Source organism: Stutzerimonas stutzeri (assembly GCF_000590475.1).
Classification (GTDB): Bacteria; Pseudomonadota; Gammaproteobacteria; order Pseudomonadales; family Pseudomonadaceae; genus Stutzerimonas; species Stutzerimonas stutzeri_D.
The window spans coordinates 2801884-2816992 of sequence record NZ_CP007441.1 but is presented as its reverse complement, the minus strand read 5'-3'; the positions used below and the strand labels follow the sequence as shown (position 1 = coordinate 2816992).

Annotated in this window: 11 protein-coding genes; 3 read left to right on the top strand and 8 right to left on the bottom strand. The window is 62.1% G+C overall.

What is annotated here, in order from left to right:
- Positions 1 to 53: 53 nt before the first annotated feature.
- From CH92_RS12860 to CH92_RS12835, 6 genes are read right to left on the bottom strand one after another with little or no spacing between them, the layout of a single operon-like run.
- Positions 54 to 1676, bottom strand: a complete 1623-nt coding sequence (locus tag CH92_RS12860) for a BatD family protein (protein ID WP_025242175.1) — start codon at positions 1674 to 1676, stop codon at positions 54 to 56.
- Positions 1673 to 3409, bottom strand: a complete 1737-nt coding sequence (locus CH92_RS12855; RefSeq protein ID WP_025242174.1) for a VWA domain-containing protein — start codon at positions 3407 to 3409, stop codon at positions 1673 to 1675. Before CH92_RS12855 ends, CH92_RS12860 begins: the two co-directional genes overlap by 4 nt.
- The gene (locus CH92_RS12850) at positions 3406 to 4419 is read right to left on the bottom strand and encodes a vWA domain-containing protein (protein WP_025242173.1); all 1014 of its coding nucleotides are present in this window, start codon (positions 4417 to 4419) and stop codon (positions 3406 to 3408) included. The genes CH92_RS12855 and CH92_RS12850 overlap by 4 nt, the downstream gene beginning before the upstream one ends.
- The gene (locus tag CH92_RS12845; protein WP_025242172.1) at positions 4412 to 4903 is read right to left on the bottom strand and encodes a DUF4381 domain-containing protein; all 492 of its coding nucleotides are present in this window, start codon (positions 4901 to 4903) and stop codon (positions 4412 to 4414) included. The genes CH92_RS12850 and CH92_RS12845 overlap by 8 nt, the downstream gene beginning before the upstream one ends.
- On the bottom strand, positions 4900 to 5868 hold the full coding sequence (locus CH92_RS12840) for a DUF58 domain-containing protein (RefSeq protein WP_025242171.1): 969 nt from the start codon (positions 5866 to 5868) through the stop codon (positions 4900 to 4902). Before CH92_RS12840 ends, CH92_RS12845 begins: the two co-directional genes overlap by 4 nt.
- Positions 5868 to 6827: an AAA family ATPase gene (locus CH92_RS12835; protein WP_025242170.1), complete on the bottom strand. Its 960-nt coding sequence runs from the start codon at positions 6825 to 6827 to the stop codon at positions 5868 to 5870. Before CH92_RS12835 ends, CH92_RS12840 begins: the two co-directional genes overlap by 1 nt.
- A 320-nt stretch (positions 6828 to 7147) precedes the next feature.
- Here CH92_RS12835 and CH92_RS12830 point away from each other — a divergent pair, with 320 nt between their 5' ends.
- Positions 7148 to 11998 carry an NAD-glutamate dehydrogenase gene (locus CH92_RS12830; RefSeq protein WP_025242169.1) on the top strand — a complete coding sequence of 1617 codons (4851 nt, stop codon included), beginning with the start codon at positions 7148 to 7150 and terminating at the stop codon, positions 11996 to 11998.
- Positions 11999 to 12160: 162 nt separating this feature from the next.
- Here the strand turns inward: CH92_RS12830 and CH92_RS12825 are convergent, their stop codons facing one another.
- Complete coding sequence (locus tag CH92_RS12825) at positions 12161 to 13084, bottom strand: DUF6685 family protein (protein WP_025242168.1); 924 nt, start codon at positions 13082 to 13084, stop codon at positions 12161 to 12163.
- Between the two features lie 168 nt (positions 13085 to 13252).
- On the opposite strand from CH92_RS12825, the gene CH92_RS12820 reads away from it, so the two are divergent.
- Entirely contained in the window at positions 13253 to 13474 is a 222-nt protein-coding gene (locus tag CH92_RS12820; protein WP_025242167.1) for a DUF2835 domain-containing protein, read from the top strand.
- Positions 13475 to 13585: 111 nt separating this feature from the next.
- Positions 13586 to 14626, top strand: coding sequence for a quinone-dependent dihydroorotate dehydrogenase (locus CH92_RS12815; protein ID WP_025242166.1), 1041 nt, complete (start codon positions 13586 to 13588; stop codon positions 14624 to 14626).
- 91 nt (positions 14627 to 14717) lie between these two features.
- Here the strand turns inward: CH92_RS12815 and rmf are convergent, their stop codons facing one another.
- A complete protein-coding gene (gene rmf, locus CH92_RS21680) occupies positions 14718 to 14933 on the bottom strand; it encodes a ribosome modulation factor (protein ID WP_021207445.1) in 216 nt (71 codons plus the stop codon).
- Positions 14934 to 15109 lie beyond the last annotated feature (176 nt).

The window sequence follows — 15109 nt, the reverse complement described above, 5'->3', positions numbered from 1 at the left end:
CTCAGCCGATGTGCTCAGGCTGCCTGCCGTAACGATGCCCTGCGTAACGAAGGTTAGCGTGGATACAAGGGCGGCAAGGCGCCTGTTTCCTGCTCGGTGGTGTCGGGCTGAGCAGTCGGCAGGCTCTGGATAGCCTGCCATAGCGCTTCACCCTGCCAGCGCTGGCCGGTCTCGCTGTAGAGCGCACCGTTCAAGCCGTCGAGTGCGTCTGACAGCGGAACGAAGCGCGCCGCCATGTCCGCCAGGGTTTCAGGCTGCTGACGTGCCCAGGCATCGAGCGCATGACGGGTGGTCTGCGTGTCGTTGGCCAGGCAAGCACGTTTTAGGTCGTCGAGCAGACTGCGTGGCGTGGGGCCGCTCTGGACGGTGCGAATCACTGCCGGCTGGCTGCGGGCACGCAGCCACAGGCCGAAGCCGAGCAGGGTTGTCAGGGCCAGCAGTGCGCTGCTCAGCTGCCAAGGCCACAGCCGGTGCGCCTGGGCCTGCGGTTGAGGGGTCTCGCCGTCTTCTGGCGAGGGTTGTTGAAGCTCGGGATTGTCTGCGATCTGAAGCGCTCGTTCGGGTAGCGTGCTGCGCTCCAGCCGGTCTTCGACGGTGTTCCACCAGACCAGCTCCACGGGTGGCAGCAGAAGCTCACCGGCTCGCGTCGCTACGAGCGCCTCGCGCTGCTCGCGGCTGCCGCTGACGCCGTTTTCGCTGACCGCATCGTTCAGGCTCGGTTGGTCGGGATAACGGCGCAGGCCCGAAACCGCCGGCGATTCGACCGGGGGCAGCTGTGCGCTGGACAGCCCCTCTGCTTTTACCAGCAGGCTGCGTGTCAAGGCCTCGCCGAGTTGCGCATCCTGCGGCTGCGGGCTCCAGGCTTCTACGAGGGTCAGGTTGGTTGCCGGCAGCCAGGGAGCATCGGCAGGATATCCGGCCGGTTTCGGTTTGACCTGCAGCGGGATCTCCGGGGATTTCACCTGGGTGGATTTGCCAAAGCGAGATCCATAGTAGTCGCCATTGCCAGCGACCGTGGTTGCGCTGAACAGCTGAGCCGGAATGTTCAGCGTGCCGCTTTTCTGCGGAAACAGCGCATAGCGGATTTCGATCACGCCATGACGGATGCCATTGATGTCCTTCTCATAGGTACGCGGCTCGCCGAGCCGCTCGACCAGCGCGTCGCTCATCTGCAAGGGGGAGAGCGTGCTGTCGTCATACAGCGAAACGGAGTGGTAGATGCGCAAGGTCAGCACTACCTGTGCTTGTACGTAGACGCTGTCGTGGTCGAGGCTGGAGTCGATGAATATCGGGGCGAGGGTGTCGCCGCCCTCGGTGTTGGGTTCGCTGACGTTGAGGGTGATGGGCTCGCTGTGCCAGTCACCCAGTTGCAGGGGGGGAATGATTACGTAGCCGGTCTGTCGGGGCTGCAGGGTGATCAGCCAACGCGTGATTGCGCGCGCCTCGCCGTTAGCTCCGGATAGCTGATTGTCCTGGCGGGTGCCGAGCACCTTGAAGAGGCTGTCGAGTGGCTGCAGGTCGGGTTTGCCGAATACCGTGGCGTCCGCGGTTTCGAGGGTCAGCTCGACCATTTCGTCCAGGCTCAATTGCGTGCGGTCGACTCGGGCGGTCAACGCAGCGGCGCTCGCCTGACAACCGAGCAGGAGCAAAAACACCAGTGTCATCAGCCGCATCATCGATTCATTTCCTGGCGCTTGCGTTGTTCGTAAAGAAATTTGCGACGCAGCAGTTCGCCGGGGTTGTCGGGAATCTTGCGCAGCCACTGGTTCATCGCCTGGTCCTGCTCGGGATCGAGGGGCGCTTCCCGGGGCTGGGCAAGCGCCTCGTTCGTTTCGTCCTGTTCGTCTGGCGCGGGGGAGTCAGTTGGCGCAGCGTCTGCTGCCTCGTTGCCCTTGCCAGGCTCGTCCTGCTCGGATGCCTTGGTCACATCAGGCTGCGCGGCAGCCGCGCCGTTGCTCGATGTTTTCTGCTCGGTTTGGCGCGTATCAGGCGAGGCATCCTGCGCGGGCTGATCATTCGACGCCTGCTCCTGCTCCTGCGCCTGCTGCTGTCGTTGGCGCAGGGCAGCTTCGACGGTAGCCTTGTTGCGACGGGCTGATTCCAGCTCCGGGTCGAGTTCCAGCGCCTGATCATAGGCTTCCATGGCTGCCTCCAGTTCCTCGTTGCGCGCCAGCGCGTTACCGCGGTTGTAATGGGCCGCTGCGGTATCGCCTTTGGCAAACTGCTTGGCGGCACCGGCAAAGTCACCCGCCTGGTAGCGGGCGTAGCCTTGCCATTGCGGGTCTTCGAAGCGCTCCGCAGCCTCGGCTGGACGTTGGGATTCCAGCAGGCGCATGCCTTGCTGATCCGGGCGTAGCCATAGGTCCTGCATGCTCAGCGCGCTGGCCGGTTGCGGCATGAGGATCAACAGCGGCAGGCAGAAAAGCCAACCGCGGCGCCCCCCACACGCGGCCAGCAAGAGCAGCGGCAACAGCAGCCAGTAGCCTTGATCGAGCCAAGTGTCGAGACGGGTCGAGTCATCCTGAGCCACTAGCGCGCCGCTGCGCTCCAGCAAACCGAGGCCCGCCAAGTCGTCTTCATCGATACGTGCCTGCTGATAGCGGCCTTCGATGCTGTTCGCGAACCGACGCATCGCAGCATCGTCCAGCCGTGGGATCAGAATTGCGCCTGTTTCGTCCTTGAGGAAGCTGCCATCTTCGGTGGCGATGGGAGCGCCTTGCGCAGTACCGACGCCCAGAATAAGCAGTTGCTGATCGCTGTCCTCAAGCACGCTACGAATCGCGGTGCGCTCCTGTTCGTTCAGGCTGCTGCCGATCAATAACAACCGGCCGCGCCCATTCGCCCCTCGTTCGAGGAGTTCGATGCCGTGCGCCACGGCCAGATCTGCGTGGTGGCCGGGCTCTGGCATCAGGTTGGGCTGAAGGGCGTCCAGTAGGTTCTGCGTCGTGGCGATGTCGTTGGACAGCGGCACCAGGGTGTGGGCACTGCCGGCGAACGCCACGATCGCTGTCTGGGCGTCGTCACGCGTGTGCAGCAGGTCGAGGATCTTGCGCTTGGCCTGCTCCAGGCGATTGGGACGGACATCGGCCGCGAGCATGGCTGGCGTGGTTTCCAGCAGTATCACCAGCGGATCGACGCGTGACAGGCTGGGTTGTTGGGCATGCTGCCAACTCGGTCCCAGCAGCGCCACGCAGGCGAGTAGCCACGCCGAACCGAGCAGCAGCCAAGGGCGTCTGCTGTTGCGCAATTTGCCGCGGGTCAACAACGCAGCATGGAAGGCTTCGGGCAACAGACGCTGCCATCGGCCGACCTGCCGTTGGCGGTGCCAGAGTCGCCACAGCAGCCAGATGAGCAGCGGCAGAATCAACAGCCAGAAGGGCCTTAGCAGGTGCGGCAGCGCATCGATCACAGTCGTTCCCCGCGCCAGATGAGGCGTTGCAATGCCGGCCGCCAGAGGCTTGTCGCTACCAGCAGCAGGCTGATCAACAACGCGGCTGACAGTGGCCAGGCATAGAGCGCATCGGCGACACGTGCCTGTGCCGGCTGCTGTGCGGCTGGCTCGAGTTGATCGAGCGTGTCGCCGATGCTCTTGAGCTCGCTGCTCGAACGTGCTCGGAAGTAGTCGCCGCCGGTTCGCTCGGCGATCGCCCGCAGAGTCGGTTCGTCCAGCTCGGCGCCCACGAAGCCGAAGCGCTGGAGCACACCGCCAGCCTCCGCGTCAGAGCCAATGCCGATCGTATGGATCCTGATGCCTTCTTCTGCCGCCAGACGAGCAGCCAGCAGGGGCTCGATTTCTCCGCCGTTGTTGGCGCCGTCGGTGATCAGCACCAGCACTCGGCTTTGTGCCGGACGTTCGCGCAAACGCTTGACTGCCAGGCCAATGGCATCGCCGATGGCGGTGTTGCCGCCGGCGATACCGATCGCGGCCTCGTCGAGCCAGGTGCGAACGGTCTGTCGGTCGAAAGTCAGCGGTGCCTGCAGGTAGGCGTTGCTGCCGAAAAGGATCAGCCCGACGCGGTCGCCGCGCCGCTCGATGATGAAGTCACCGAGCAAATGCTTGACCAGGTCCAGCCGACTGACCTCGTCTCCCTCCCATTGCATGTCCGGGTAGTCCATCGAACCGGAGACATCTACGGCCAGCAATAGATCGCGGCCACTGGTGGGCAGCGGCAGGGGTTCGCCAAGCCATTGCGGCCGGGCGGCGGCAAACAACAGCAGCAACCAGACCACAAGGTAAGGAAGTTGCTGACGCCAAGCGGGAAGCGCGACGGCGGCGCGACGACCCGCCAGCGGTTCCAGTTCACCGATGAAGCTGACCTTCAGAGCGGCATCGCCACTGTCGGCGACCGGCAGCAGCCAGCGCAACACCCAGGGCAGAGGCAGCAGAAGGAAAATCCACGGCCACGCCAGCTCAAACATGCTTGCGAATCCAGATCTGCACGGCCTGTTCCAAGCCCTGGATGGCCTTGTCGTCCAGTCGGCATTCGGCGCGGTACAAGCCTTCGACCAGTACCATCCAGCGCGTCAGGCCAGCTGCCGGACAACGATTGTCGAGAAACGCCAGCCAGGCACGACCGCTGAGGGTATGCGGGTGATCATCCGGATAGCGGGTGCGGCAGAGGCGCTTGAGCAGCGCGTTAAGCTGTTGCAGCCACTGGTTGGCGGGCTGTCCCCCGTAGGGCTTGTTCAGCTGGGCGAGTTCGTCCAGGGCAATCTGTCGCTGGGGATCGACGGTCACTTCGGCTTCAACTTTTACTCGCTGCCACCGTTGCCACGGGCGCAAACGCAGCAGCAGAAGAACGCTAAGCATCAGCGCGGCGAGGAACCACCAGCCGGGCGCCGGCGGCCATCCGCTGATTGGGGCGGGTGCGATCAGCGGCTCGAGTTGATCGAGTGAGCTCATCGGTGCGCTCCGGGATGTTGCACGCTGAGGTGCTCGCGCAGCTGGTCGACCAGACCATGCTGGGTATCCAGCGGCATCAGGGGCAGCCGCAGGCGATCGGCCAGGCGTCGCCAGCGGGCGGTTCGGGCTTCGCCCTGGAGACGGTAGGCCTGTCGTATGGCCGCATCGTGGCTGTCCAGTTCCAGCCGCGCACCGAACTGGGCAAAGCGCAGCAGGCCGGCGGCAGGCAAGGCATGGTCGAGTGGATCGAAGACCGGGACCAACAGCAGGTCGACGTGGCGGGCAAGCAGGGTCAGCTGCTGTTCGGCTGCATCGCTCAGGGCGCGCTCGTCACAAATGATCACCGCCAGACTGCCTGGACGCAGCACTTCGCGAGCACGTCTCAACGCCAGCCCGAAGGCATCCGCATCACTGCCCTGGTCGGCATTCAGGCCGGCATTGGCGCGGGCCAGACGATCGAGTAGCTGCAGCAGGCTCTGCTTGCTGCGTCGAGGTTTGATCTCATGATGTTCGCCGTGGCCGAACACCAGCCCGCCGACACGGTCGTTGTGGCTTAGCGCGGCCCAGCCGACCAGGCTCGCTGCCTGCGCGGCGAGCACGGATTTGAAGGCCAGGCCGCTGCCGAAAAACAATCGCGAGCTCTGCTCAACGAGAATATAGATCGGCCGCTCGCGCTCCTCGTGAAAGAGTTTGGTGTGCGGTTCCTGGGTACGCGCCGTCACACGCCAGTCGATGGTGCGGACGTCATCACCCGCCTGATAAATACGTACCTGATCGAAATCCACCCCACGTCCGCGGAGCTTCGAATGATGGAGCCCGACCAGCGGACTGCGACGGTGCGGGCTGGAAAACAACGGGACTTCGCGGACCCGGTGACGAATATCGATCAGTTCGGCCAGGCTCACGTGTACACCGGCACCTGGCGAGGGCGGAGCGTGGCGACTGGCCGAAGGCGAGGGGTGCATCAGGCCACCGCCACGACATCGAGGATGCGTTGCAATACCCGATCCTGGTCGATGCCGGCGGCTTCCGCTTCGAACGAGAGAATCAGGCGATGGCGCAGCACGTCGAACAGCATGGCCTGGATGTCTTCCGGGCTGACGAAATCGCGTCCCGCCAGCCAGGCGTGAGCGCGGGCACAGCGATCCAGCGAGATCGAGCCACGGGGGCTCGCGCCATAGGCGATCCAGCCGGCCAGCTCGGCATCGAATTTGGCGGGGGTGCGGGTCGCCATTACCAACTGCACCAGGTATTCCTCCACCGCATCGGCCATGTACAGGCCAAGGATCTCCTTACGCGCGGCGAAGATCGCCTGCTGCGAGACACGGTGGTCGGGCGGTGTTTCGCCGTGAATGGCCTCGCCACGGGCTTGCTGAAGAATCCGCCGTTCCACCGAAGCATCAGGGAATCCGAGCTTTACATGCAGCAGGAAGCGATCGAGCTGGGCTTCGGGCAGCGGATAAGTGCCTTCCTGTTCGATGGGGTTCTGCGTGGCCATCACAAGGAATAGCGGCGACAGGTCATAGGTACTGCGACCCACGCTGACTTGGCGTTCGGCCATGGCTTCGAGCAGCGCCGATTGAACCTTTGCCGGGGCGCGGTTGATTTCGTCGGCCAGCACAAGATTGTGAAAGATAGGACCCTGCTGAAAAACGAAGCTGCCCGTTTCCGGGCGATAGATTTCCGTGCCAGTGATGTCAGCCGGCAGCAGGTCCGGGGTGAACTGGATGCGGTGAAACTCGGCCTCTAGACCTCCGGCCAACTCCTTGATCGCGCGGGTTTTGGCCAGGCCCGGAGCGCCTTCGACGAGTAGGTGGCCGTCGGCCAGCAACGCAATCAGCAGTCGCTCGATCAGCCGTTCCTGGCCAAGAATCTGAGTTGAAAGAAACTGTCGCAGAGCGACTATTGCTTCACGGTGGTCCATCGCTGGGCTCTTCTGCTGGGGCGTGTCTGGGCGGGCGCTCGACGGTCACGACTTTAATTCATTTGCCGAGTGACAGGCTATGCGCGGCTCGGCAACTTCGTCACGCCAGGTTCGGCTTACGGCCGCTCAGGGAGGCGCATGCATCTATCGTCACATTGACGAATTAAATGTGACGGCGCGCCCGTTGGCGACGCCAGACAAGGTAGGCACGCGTGGATGCAATCCGTGCCTTCTGAACTAACGTTGAACTTACACGTTGCGTTGCCAGTCAGGTGCCGCGACTGCCTTAGTCGAATCCCAAGCCAGAATGGAGCGAAAAAATGGCGTTCTTTACAGCTGCCAGCAAAGCCGACTTTCAGCAACAACTGCAAGTGGCGTTGGCGCAGCATGTCGACGAAAAACTCCTGCCACAAGTGGGGCTTTTCGCCGAGCAATTCTTCGGGATCGTTGCGCTGCCCGAGCTCACCGAGCGGCGCATGACCGATCTTGTCGGTTCGACGCTGGCCAGTTGGCGTCTGCTGGAGCGGTTCGATCCGGGCAGTCCGGAAGTTCACGTGTTCAACCCTGATTATGAGAAACATGGATGGCAGTCGACCCATAGCGTGGTCGAGGTGTTGCATCCGGACATGCCGTTCCTGGTCGACTCGGTGCGCATGGAACTGACCCGCCGCGGCTACGCGATCCACACTCTGCAGAACAGCGTGCTGCAGGTCCGTCGGGATGCCGATGGCAGCCTGCTCGAATTATTGCCCAAAGGCAGTTCCGGCGAAGGCAGCGAGGCCGAGTCGCTGATATTCGTCGAGATCGATCGCTGTGCCAGCGCCGCTGCCTTGCGCGAACTGGAACAGTCGCTGCACGGCGTACTCGCCGATGTACGTATCACCGTAAACGATTTCCCGTCCATGAGGGCCAAGGCGGAGGAGCACTACGCCCGGCTGAGCACATCACAGCAGCAGGCCGGTGACGAGCAGCTGGTCGAGATCATGGATTTCATGCGCTGGCTCGCTGACAATCACTTCACCTTCCTCGGCTATGAGGAATTCACCGTGGTTGATCAGGGTGAGGGCGGTCGCATCGTCTATGACGAGTCTTCGCTGCTGGGATTGTCACGCACGCTGCGTACAGGCCTAGAGGAACGCGATCAACTGATCATGCCGCCGGCGCTGGCCTATCTGCGCCAGCCGCTGCTGCTGTCGTTCGCCAAGGCGGCGACGCCCAGCCGGGTGCATCGGCCGGCCTATCCGGATTTCGTCTCCATTCGGGAGTTCGACGAGCAGGGCCGTGTGGTCAAAGAGTGCCGCTTCCTCGGTCTGTTCACTTCTTCGGTCTACACCCAGAGCGTGCGCCGAATCCCCTATATCCGCAGTAAGGTTGCGGAAGTCGTGGAACGCTCCCATTTCGACAATTCGGCGCACCTGGCCAAGGAACTGATTCAGGTCCTTGAGGTGTTGCCGCGTGACGAGCTGTTCCAGATGACCATCGATCAGCTTTTCGACACGGCGATCGCCATCGTGCAGATTCAGGAGCGCAACAAGCTGCGTCTGTTCCTGCGCATCGATCCCTATGGCCGTTTCTGCTACTGCCTGGCCTACGTGCCGCGCGACAGCTATTCGACCGAAACCCGATTGCGTATTCAGCAGGTCCTGGTTGATCGGCTGGAAGCCAGCGACTGCGAATTTTCCACCTACTTCTCCGAATCCGTGTTGATCCGCGTGCAGTTCCTGCTGCGCCTGGATCCGAACAAGCAGGTCCAGTTCGATCCGGTGCAGCTGGAGCGGGAAGTGGTACAAGCCTGCCGCACCTGGCAGGACGATTACTCAAGCGTTGTGGTCGAACGTTTCGGCGAGGGGCAGGGGACCGGCATCCTCGCCGATTTCCCCAAGGGTTTCCCGGCCGGTTACCGCGAGCGCTTCACCCCGCATTCGGCTGCCGTCGACATGCAGCACGTGCTCAGCCTGAACGAAGAGCGCCCCCTGGTGATGAGCTTCTACCAGCCGATCACGGCGGTGGAAAATCGCCTGCACTGCAAGCTTTATCACCTAAATGCGCCGCTGCCGTTGTCGGACATGTTGCCTATTCTGGAAAACCTCGGCCTGCGGGTATTGGGTGAATTTCCATTCCGTCTGCGCCGCAAGGACGGCCGCGAATACTGGATTCACGATTTCGCCTTCACCTATGCCGAAGGTCTGGAAATCGACCTGATGGAAATCAATGAGCCGCTGCAGGATGCGTTCATTCATATCCACAATGGCCAGGCGGAAAACGATGCCTTCAATCGGCTGGTACTCACCGCCGGTCTGACCTGGCGCGAAGTGGCATTGCTGCGGGCCTACGGGCGATATCTCAAACAGATCCGCATGGGCTTCGACCTCGGTTACATTGCCAGCGCACTGGTCAATCACACCGATATCGCTCGGGAACTGGTGCGTTTGTTCAAGACTCGTTTCTACCTTGCCCGCAAACTCGGTGAAGAGGATCTCGCCGACAAGCAGGCACGGCTCGAGCAGGCGATCATCACCGCTCTGGATGATGTGGCGGTGCTCAATGAGGACCGCATCCTGCGCCGCTATCTGGCGCTGATCAAAGCGACCCTGCGAACCAACTTCTACCAGACCGACGCCAGCGGCAAACCGAAGAGCTACTTCAGCTTCAAGCTCGATCCGCGGTCGATTCCGGAAATGCCACGCCCGGCACCGAAGTTCGAGATCTTCGTCTACTCGCCGCGTGTCGAAGGCGTGCACTTGCGCGGCGGCAAGGTGGCGCGCGGCGGGCTGCGCTGGTCGGATCGTGAAGAGGACTACCGCACTGAAGTGCTCGGGCTGGTCAAGGCGCAGCAGGTGAAAAACGCCATCATCGTGCCGGGCGGGGCCAAAGGCGGTTTCGTACCGCGCCGGCTACCGAGCAGCGGCTCACGTGATGAGGTGCTGGCTGAAGGTATCGCCTGCTATCGGATCTTCATCAGTGGCTTGCTGGATATCACCGACAACCTGAAGGACGGCAAGGTCGTCCCGCCGGTAAACGTGCTGCGCTACGACGAGGACGATCCCTATCTCGTAGTCGCAGCCGACAAGGGCACCGCAACCTTCTCAGACATTGCCAACGGTATCGCCGCCGAGTATGACTTCTGGCTGGGCGATGCCTTTGCCTCCGGTGGCTCGGCGGGTTACGACCATAAGAAGATGGGGATCACCGCCAAGGGCGCCTGGGTGTCGGTACAGCGGCATTTCCGAGAACGCGGCATCGATGTCCAGCGCGACCCAGTCAGCGTGATCGGGATTGGCGACATGGCCGGCGATGTCTTCGGTAACGGCTTGCTGATGTCCGAAACCTTGCAGCTGGTAGCGGCCTTCAACCACCTGCACATCTTCATCGATCCTGATCCGGATGCGGCACGCAGCTTTATCGAGCGCAAGCGTCTGTTCGATCTGCCGCGTTCATCCTGGACCGATTACGATGCGTCGCTGATTTCGGCGGGTGGTGGTGTCTTCCCGCGCTCGGCCAAGCGCATCGAAATCACCCCGCAGATGAAGGCGCGCTTCGAGATCGAAGCGGACCAGCTCACTCCGGCCGAACTCATCCATGCGCTGCTCAAGGCTCCGGTGGATCTGCTCTGGAACGGTGGCATTGGCACCTACGTCAAGAGCACCTCCGAGAGTCACACCGATGTTGGCGACAAGGCCAACGACGTCTTGCGCGTTAACGGCAATGAGCTGCGAGCGAAAGTAATTGGCGAGGGCGGCAATCTGGGGATCACCCAGCTGGGGCGGGTTGAGTACTGCCTGCACGGCGGTGCGGCGAACACCGACTTCATCGATAACGCAGGCGGGGTCAACTGCTCTGACCACGAGGTCAATATCAAGATCCTGCTCAACGAGATCGTAGGCGCGGGCGACATGACTGGCAAGCAACGCGATCAGTTGCTGTTCGAGATGACCGACGCGGTGGCTGAGCTGGTGCTGCATGACAACTACAAGCAGACCCAGGCGCTGTCCCAGGCGGAGCACCGAGCCCGTGAGGGTGGTGGGGAATACAAGCGGCTAATCAGTGCGCTCGAAGCCGACGGGCTGCTGGACCGTGCGCTGGAATTCCTGCCCGCTGATGAAGCCCTGGCAGAGCGTGCGAACCTGGGCAAGGGGCTGACCCGCGCGGAGCTGTCGGTCCTCATCTCCTACAGCAAGATCGATCTGAAGGATGCGCTCCTGCAATCTCGCGTACCGGACGATGCCTATCTTGCGCGGGAGATGGAAAGTGCCTTCCCGCAATTGCTGGCAGAGCAGTATCGCGAGGCGATGCTGCAGCATCGCCTCAAACGCGAGATCGTCAGCACGCAGATCGCCAACGACTTGATCAACAATATGGGCATCACGTTCGTTCAGCGGCTCAGAGAGGCTACGGGCCTGAGCGCTGCGAACGTGGCGGGTGCCTACGTGATCGTGCGCGATATCTTTCATTTGCCGCACTGGTTCCGCCAGATCGAGGCGCTGGACTACAAGGTGCCGGCCGAACTGCAGCTCAATCTCATGGAAGAGCTCATGCGACTGGGGCGTCGCGCGACCCGCTGGTTCCTGCGCAACCGCCGCAACGAACTGGACGCGGCGCGCGACGTCGGGCACTTCGGCCCACGTGTCGCGGCGCTCGGGCTGAAGCTCGATTCGCTGTTGCAAGGTGGTACGCGCGAGCTTTGGCAGGCCCGATACGAGCGTTACACTGAAGCAGGTGTCCCCGAATTGCTGGCGCGAATGGTGGCCGGCACCAACCATCTGTATACGCTGCTGCCGATTCTGGAAGCTGCGGATGAAACCGGTCAGCCCCCGGCTGAGGTGGCCGCGGCTTATTTTGCCGTTGGCGGCGCGCTGGAGTTGCCTTGGTATCTGCAGCAGATCACCGGGCTGCCGGTCGAAAATAATTGGCAGGCACTGGCGCGGGAAGGCTTCCGCGATGATCTGGACAGCCAGCAGCGCGCCATCACCGTGTCGGTACTGCAGATGAGCGACGCGCCTGACGACCTGGACGCCCGGGTTCAGCTCTGGATGGAGCAACGGGAATATCAGGTCGAGCGCTGGCGGCGGATGCTGGTCGAGCTGAGAGGGGCCAGCAGCGTCGACTATGCGATGTATGCCGTCGCGGGGCGTGAGCTGCAGGACCTGGCGCTGGACAGCGCGCGACGTTAGTACGCAACAGCCGCCTGATGCTTTGGGCGGCGAGTCGGCTGACAGTGAAACGCCGGTGCATTTGCACCGGCGTTTTGCGTTCAGCTGCTGATATTTACACCGCGCGCCGCGCAGGCTTATCCGCAGGGCCCGACGCTCAGTTGCCGAACCGATCCTTCAGGATCAGTCCGCTTGCGCCGTCCAATTGCCGAGGCGAAATCGGGTTATCTGCGGCAGGTCGCGCAGATAGCGAACCAGATCAGGCGCGCCGGCGAGCTTGAGCCCCTCGCCGAGGGCATGGGCGGCGGATTGCCGCTTGTCCAGCAGAAGCAGCTCGGAGTTGTTGGCGTTGCGTAGCAGCGTCAAGCGCGCATAAGGAATTTTGGCATCGAGCAGCAAGCCCATGAACTCGCGATCATTCCAGGCTTGCGCCGGCATGGTCACGGCGTGGTACTCACTATCCAACGCGTGCAGTCCAGCGGAATCGAGCCGGTAGTCGGTTAGCTCGCAAGGCAGGCTCACCTCGAGCCCCCGCAGTCGTGCATAGGCGATGGCACAGGCGAAGGCTTCGGCATGATGCTCCCCTGACCAGTAAATGCGCTCGCCGAGCCAACTGGCCTGACGAAGCTCGATCGGCGCCTGGGACTGAAAATCGGGCAGGGCGGCAGTTATGGTCCGCACGAAATCTTTGTAACTGATCACGCGTAGCTGGCGGCAGGCTTGCGTGGCGGCAAAGGCTTCGAACGTTGGATAGATCGTTCCATCGATACCTTGCCCGCCGAGCCCGTCGATCTGCCGCAAATCGAGTGCAGGATGGACGCTTTGCTCCCGGCGCACGAGCCGCGTCAAGGCCGCGCGAGCTTTGGCCTTGTCTTCCTGGATGGGACCGGAAAGCGCGCTTCTGGGGAGGTCGACGAATCGCTGCAGGCAGGGCCCGTCATGCCAGAAGATGCTCGGCGCCGGCTCGCAAAGCGGAGCGAAGGGCAGTTGGATCTGGCTGGCGCGCTCAAGGATTTGGCGCGGCGATTTGCCAGTCAGCCCGAGGCGTTGGGCAAATTTGACGATTCGGGAGGTCACGGGCGGCATCGGCTCGGGCAAATTCATCATTGTGGATGAACGCATAGGACAACGGCACGAGTGTGGCAGAGCCGACGAAGCTGCGCACTGGGTTTGCCGAGCTTTTGTTCGTGAATGAGAGGTTTGGATAGCCTTGGTGTGCTACTGGCCGAGCGCCAATGTGGCAGAATCGCTGCGCTGATCAATTGAGGAGCCTCCATGCCAAGCCTCGTGCTGGATATTGCGCTGCCTGCAGAAAAATTGCTGGCTGTCTATCAGGGGCGCGCCAATCGTATCCTAATCAAGAGCCGGGAAGGGACGAGCGTCAGCTTGCCGGCACATCACCTGCGACCCTTTCTGACATCCGAGGGCGTATTTGGTTCATTCGAGATGGAATTTGCTCCGGAAGGCAAGCTGATTCGCTTGCGTCGCCTCGATTAGGCGGCTTTCTCAATCGGTGTTTTCGCGGTGTTGGGCGTCACCTTCAGCCCGCTGAGAATGCCACCCTCCTGCTATACTCCCGCGCCACACTCTCCAGGATCTAGGCTGCGTATGTATAACCTGGCCCGCCAGTTGCTCTTCAAATTCACTCCTGAGACTTCACATGAGCTCTCGCTCGATCTTATCGGCGCGGGCGGCCGTCTGGGGCTTAACGCCATGCTGACCAAAGCGCCGGCCAGTTTGCCGGTGCGAGTGATGGGATTGGACTTTCCCAACCCAGTGGGGCTCGCGGCCGGCCTGGACAAGAACGGCGAGGCGATCCATGGCATGTCCCAATTGGGGTTTGGCTTTGTCGAAGTGGGGACCGTGACGCCGAGGCCGCAGCCGGGCAATCCGAAACCGCGCATCTTCCGTCTGCCTGAAGCCGAAGCCATCATCAACCGCATGGGTTTCAACAACCATGGTGTCGATGCGCTGCTGGAAAGGGTCGATGCGGCTCGTTTCAAAGGCATTCTGGGCATCAATATCGGCAAGAACTTCGATACCCCAGTCGACCGTGCTCAGGATGATTATCTGCTGTGTCTCGACAAGGTCTATCACCAGGCGAGCTATGTCACCGTGAACGTCAGCTCACCGAATACGCCGGGGCTGCGTAGCCTGCAGTTCGGTGATTCGCTCAAGCAGTTGCTCGACGCGCTTGGGCAGCGCCGTGAAGATCTCGAGGTGCTGCATGGCAAGCGAGTACCGCTTGCGATCAAGATCGCGCCGGACATGACTGATGAGGAAATCGTGCTGGTCGCCGAAGCCGTATTTCAGGCTGGGATGGACGCCATCATCGCGACCAATACGACGCTCGGTCGTGACGGCGTCGCCGGGCTTGCGCATGCTGACGAAACTGGCGGACTGTCGGGGGCTCCAGTGCGCGAAAAGAGTACCCACACGGTGAGAGTGCTGGCTGAAACCTTGGCGGGCCGGCTGCCGATCATCGCTGTCGGCGGCATCACCGAAGGGCGGCATGCGGCGGAAAAGATCGAAGCTGGCGCGAGCCTGGTGCAGCTGTATACGGGCTTTATCTACAAAGGACCGGCGCTGATACGCGAGGCCGTGGATGCGATCGCCGCGCGGCAATCCCGGAAGGAAATGAATCGCTGAGGTGTTTGCTCGGTGGGGCTCCCTGAGGGAGCCCCGGGCTTCAAGCCCGCCGCCCGGGTGGGGCGTGCCAGTCGAAGTCGGTTTGATCGTGTCAGCCGACCGCGTGAAGTTCGTTTAATCGATGAAGACCGGCCGCACCGGTCAGACCGTCCCAGTTGTCGCCGCGACCCTCCCGCCAGCCGTTAATCCAGGCTTGGCGTACTTCGGGATGAGAAAAAGGACAGAGATCGCGAGATTTACCGTGTATGCCATGCTGATAACCGCGTAGAAATGCTCGTTCCATCGGATCACGCTTGAGTCTTCTCATTGGGTATTGCCCTCAGTGGTTGACTGGTGTTCCTTTATGACCTCCTAGGGAGGTCGGCAGATAGACTGCCAACGAAGCCCGCTGCCGGCGTGGCGAGCCTCTACCGAACATCGTTGCGATGCCGGGTTGAGTCGAGTTCTAACCCAAATGGTTCCGATGCGGGAATGATCGTTTTG

What these genes read in the sequence shown, in the direction of transcription:
- CH92_RS12860 (WP_025242175.1), bottom strand. Translation starts at nt 1,676, where the DNA reads ATGATGCGGCTGATGACACTGGTGTTTTTGCTCCTGCTCGGTTGTCAG.
- CH92_RS12850 (WP_025242173.1), bottom strand. Translation starts at nt 4,419, where the DNA reads ATGTTTGAGCTGGCGTGGCCGTGGATTTTCCTTCTGCTGCCTCTGCCC.
- CH92_RS12845 (WP_025242172.1), bottom strand. Translation starts at nt 4,903, where the DNA reads ATGAGCTCACTCGATCAACTCGAGCCGCTGATCGCACCCGCCCCAATC.
- CH92_RS12840 (WP_025242171.1), bottom strand. Translation starts at nt 5,868, where the DNA reads ATGCACCCCTCGCCTTCGGCCAGTCGCCACGCTCCGCCCTCGCCAGGT.
- CH92_RS12835 (WP_025242170.1), bottom strand. Translation starts at nt 6,827, where the DNA reads ATGGACCACCGTGAAGCAATAGTCGCTCTGCGACAGTTTCTTTCAACT.
- CH92_RS12830 (WP_025242169.1), top strand. Translation starts at nt 7,148, where the DNA reads ATGGCGTTCTTTACAGCTGCCAGCAAAGCCGACTTTCAGCAACAACTG.
- CH92_RS12825 (WP_025242168.1), bottom strand. Translation starts at nt 13,084, where the DNA reads ATGATGAATTTGCCCGAGCCGATGCCGCCCGTGACCTCCCGAATCGTC.
- CH92_RS12820 (WP_025242167.1), top strand. Translation starts at nt 13,253, where the DNA reads ATGCCAAGCCTCGTGCTGGATATTGCGCTGCCTGCAGAAAAATTGCTG.
- CH92_RS12815 (WP_025242166.1), top strand. Translation starts at nt 13,586, where the DNA reads ATGTATAACCTGGCCCGCCAGTTGCTCTTCAAATTCACTCCTGAGACT.
- rmf (WP_021207445.1), bottom strand. Translation starts at nt 14,933, where the DNA reads ATGAGAAGACTCAAGCGTGATCCGATGGAACGAGCATTTCTACGCGGT.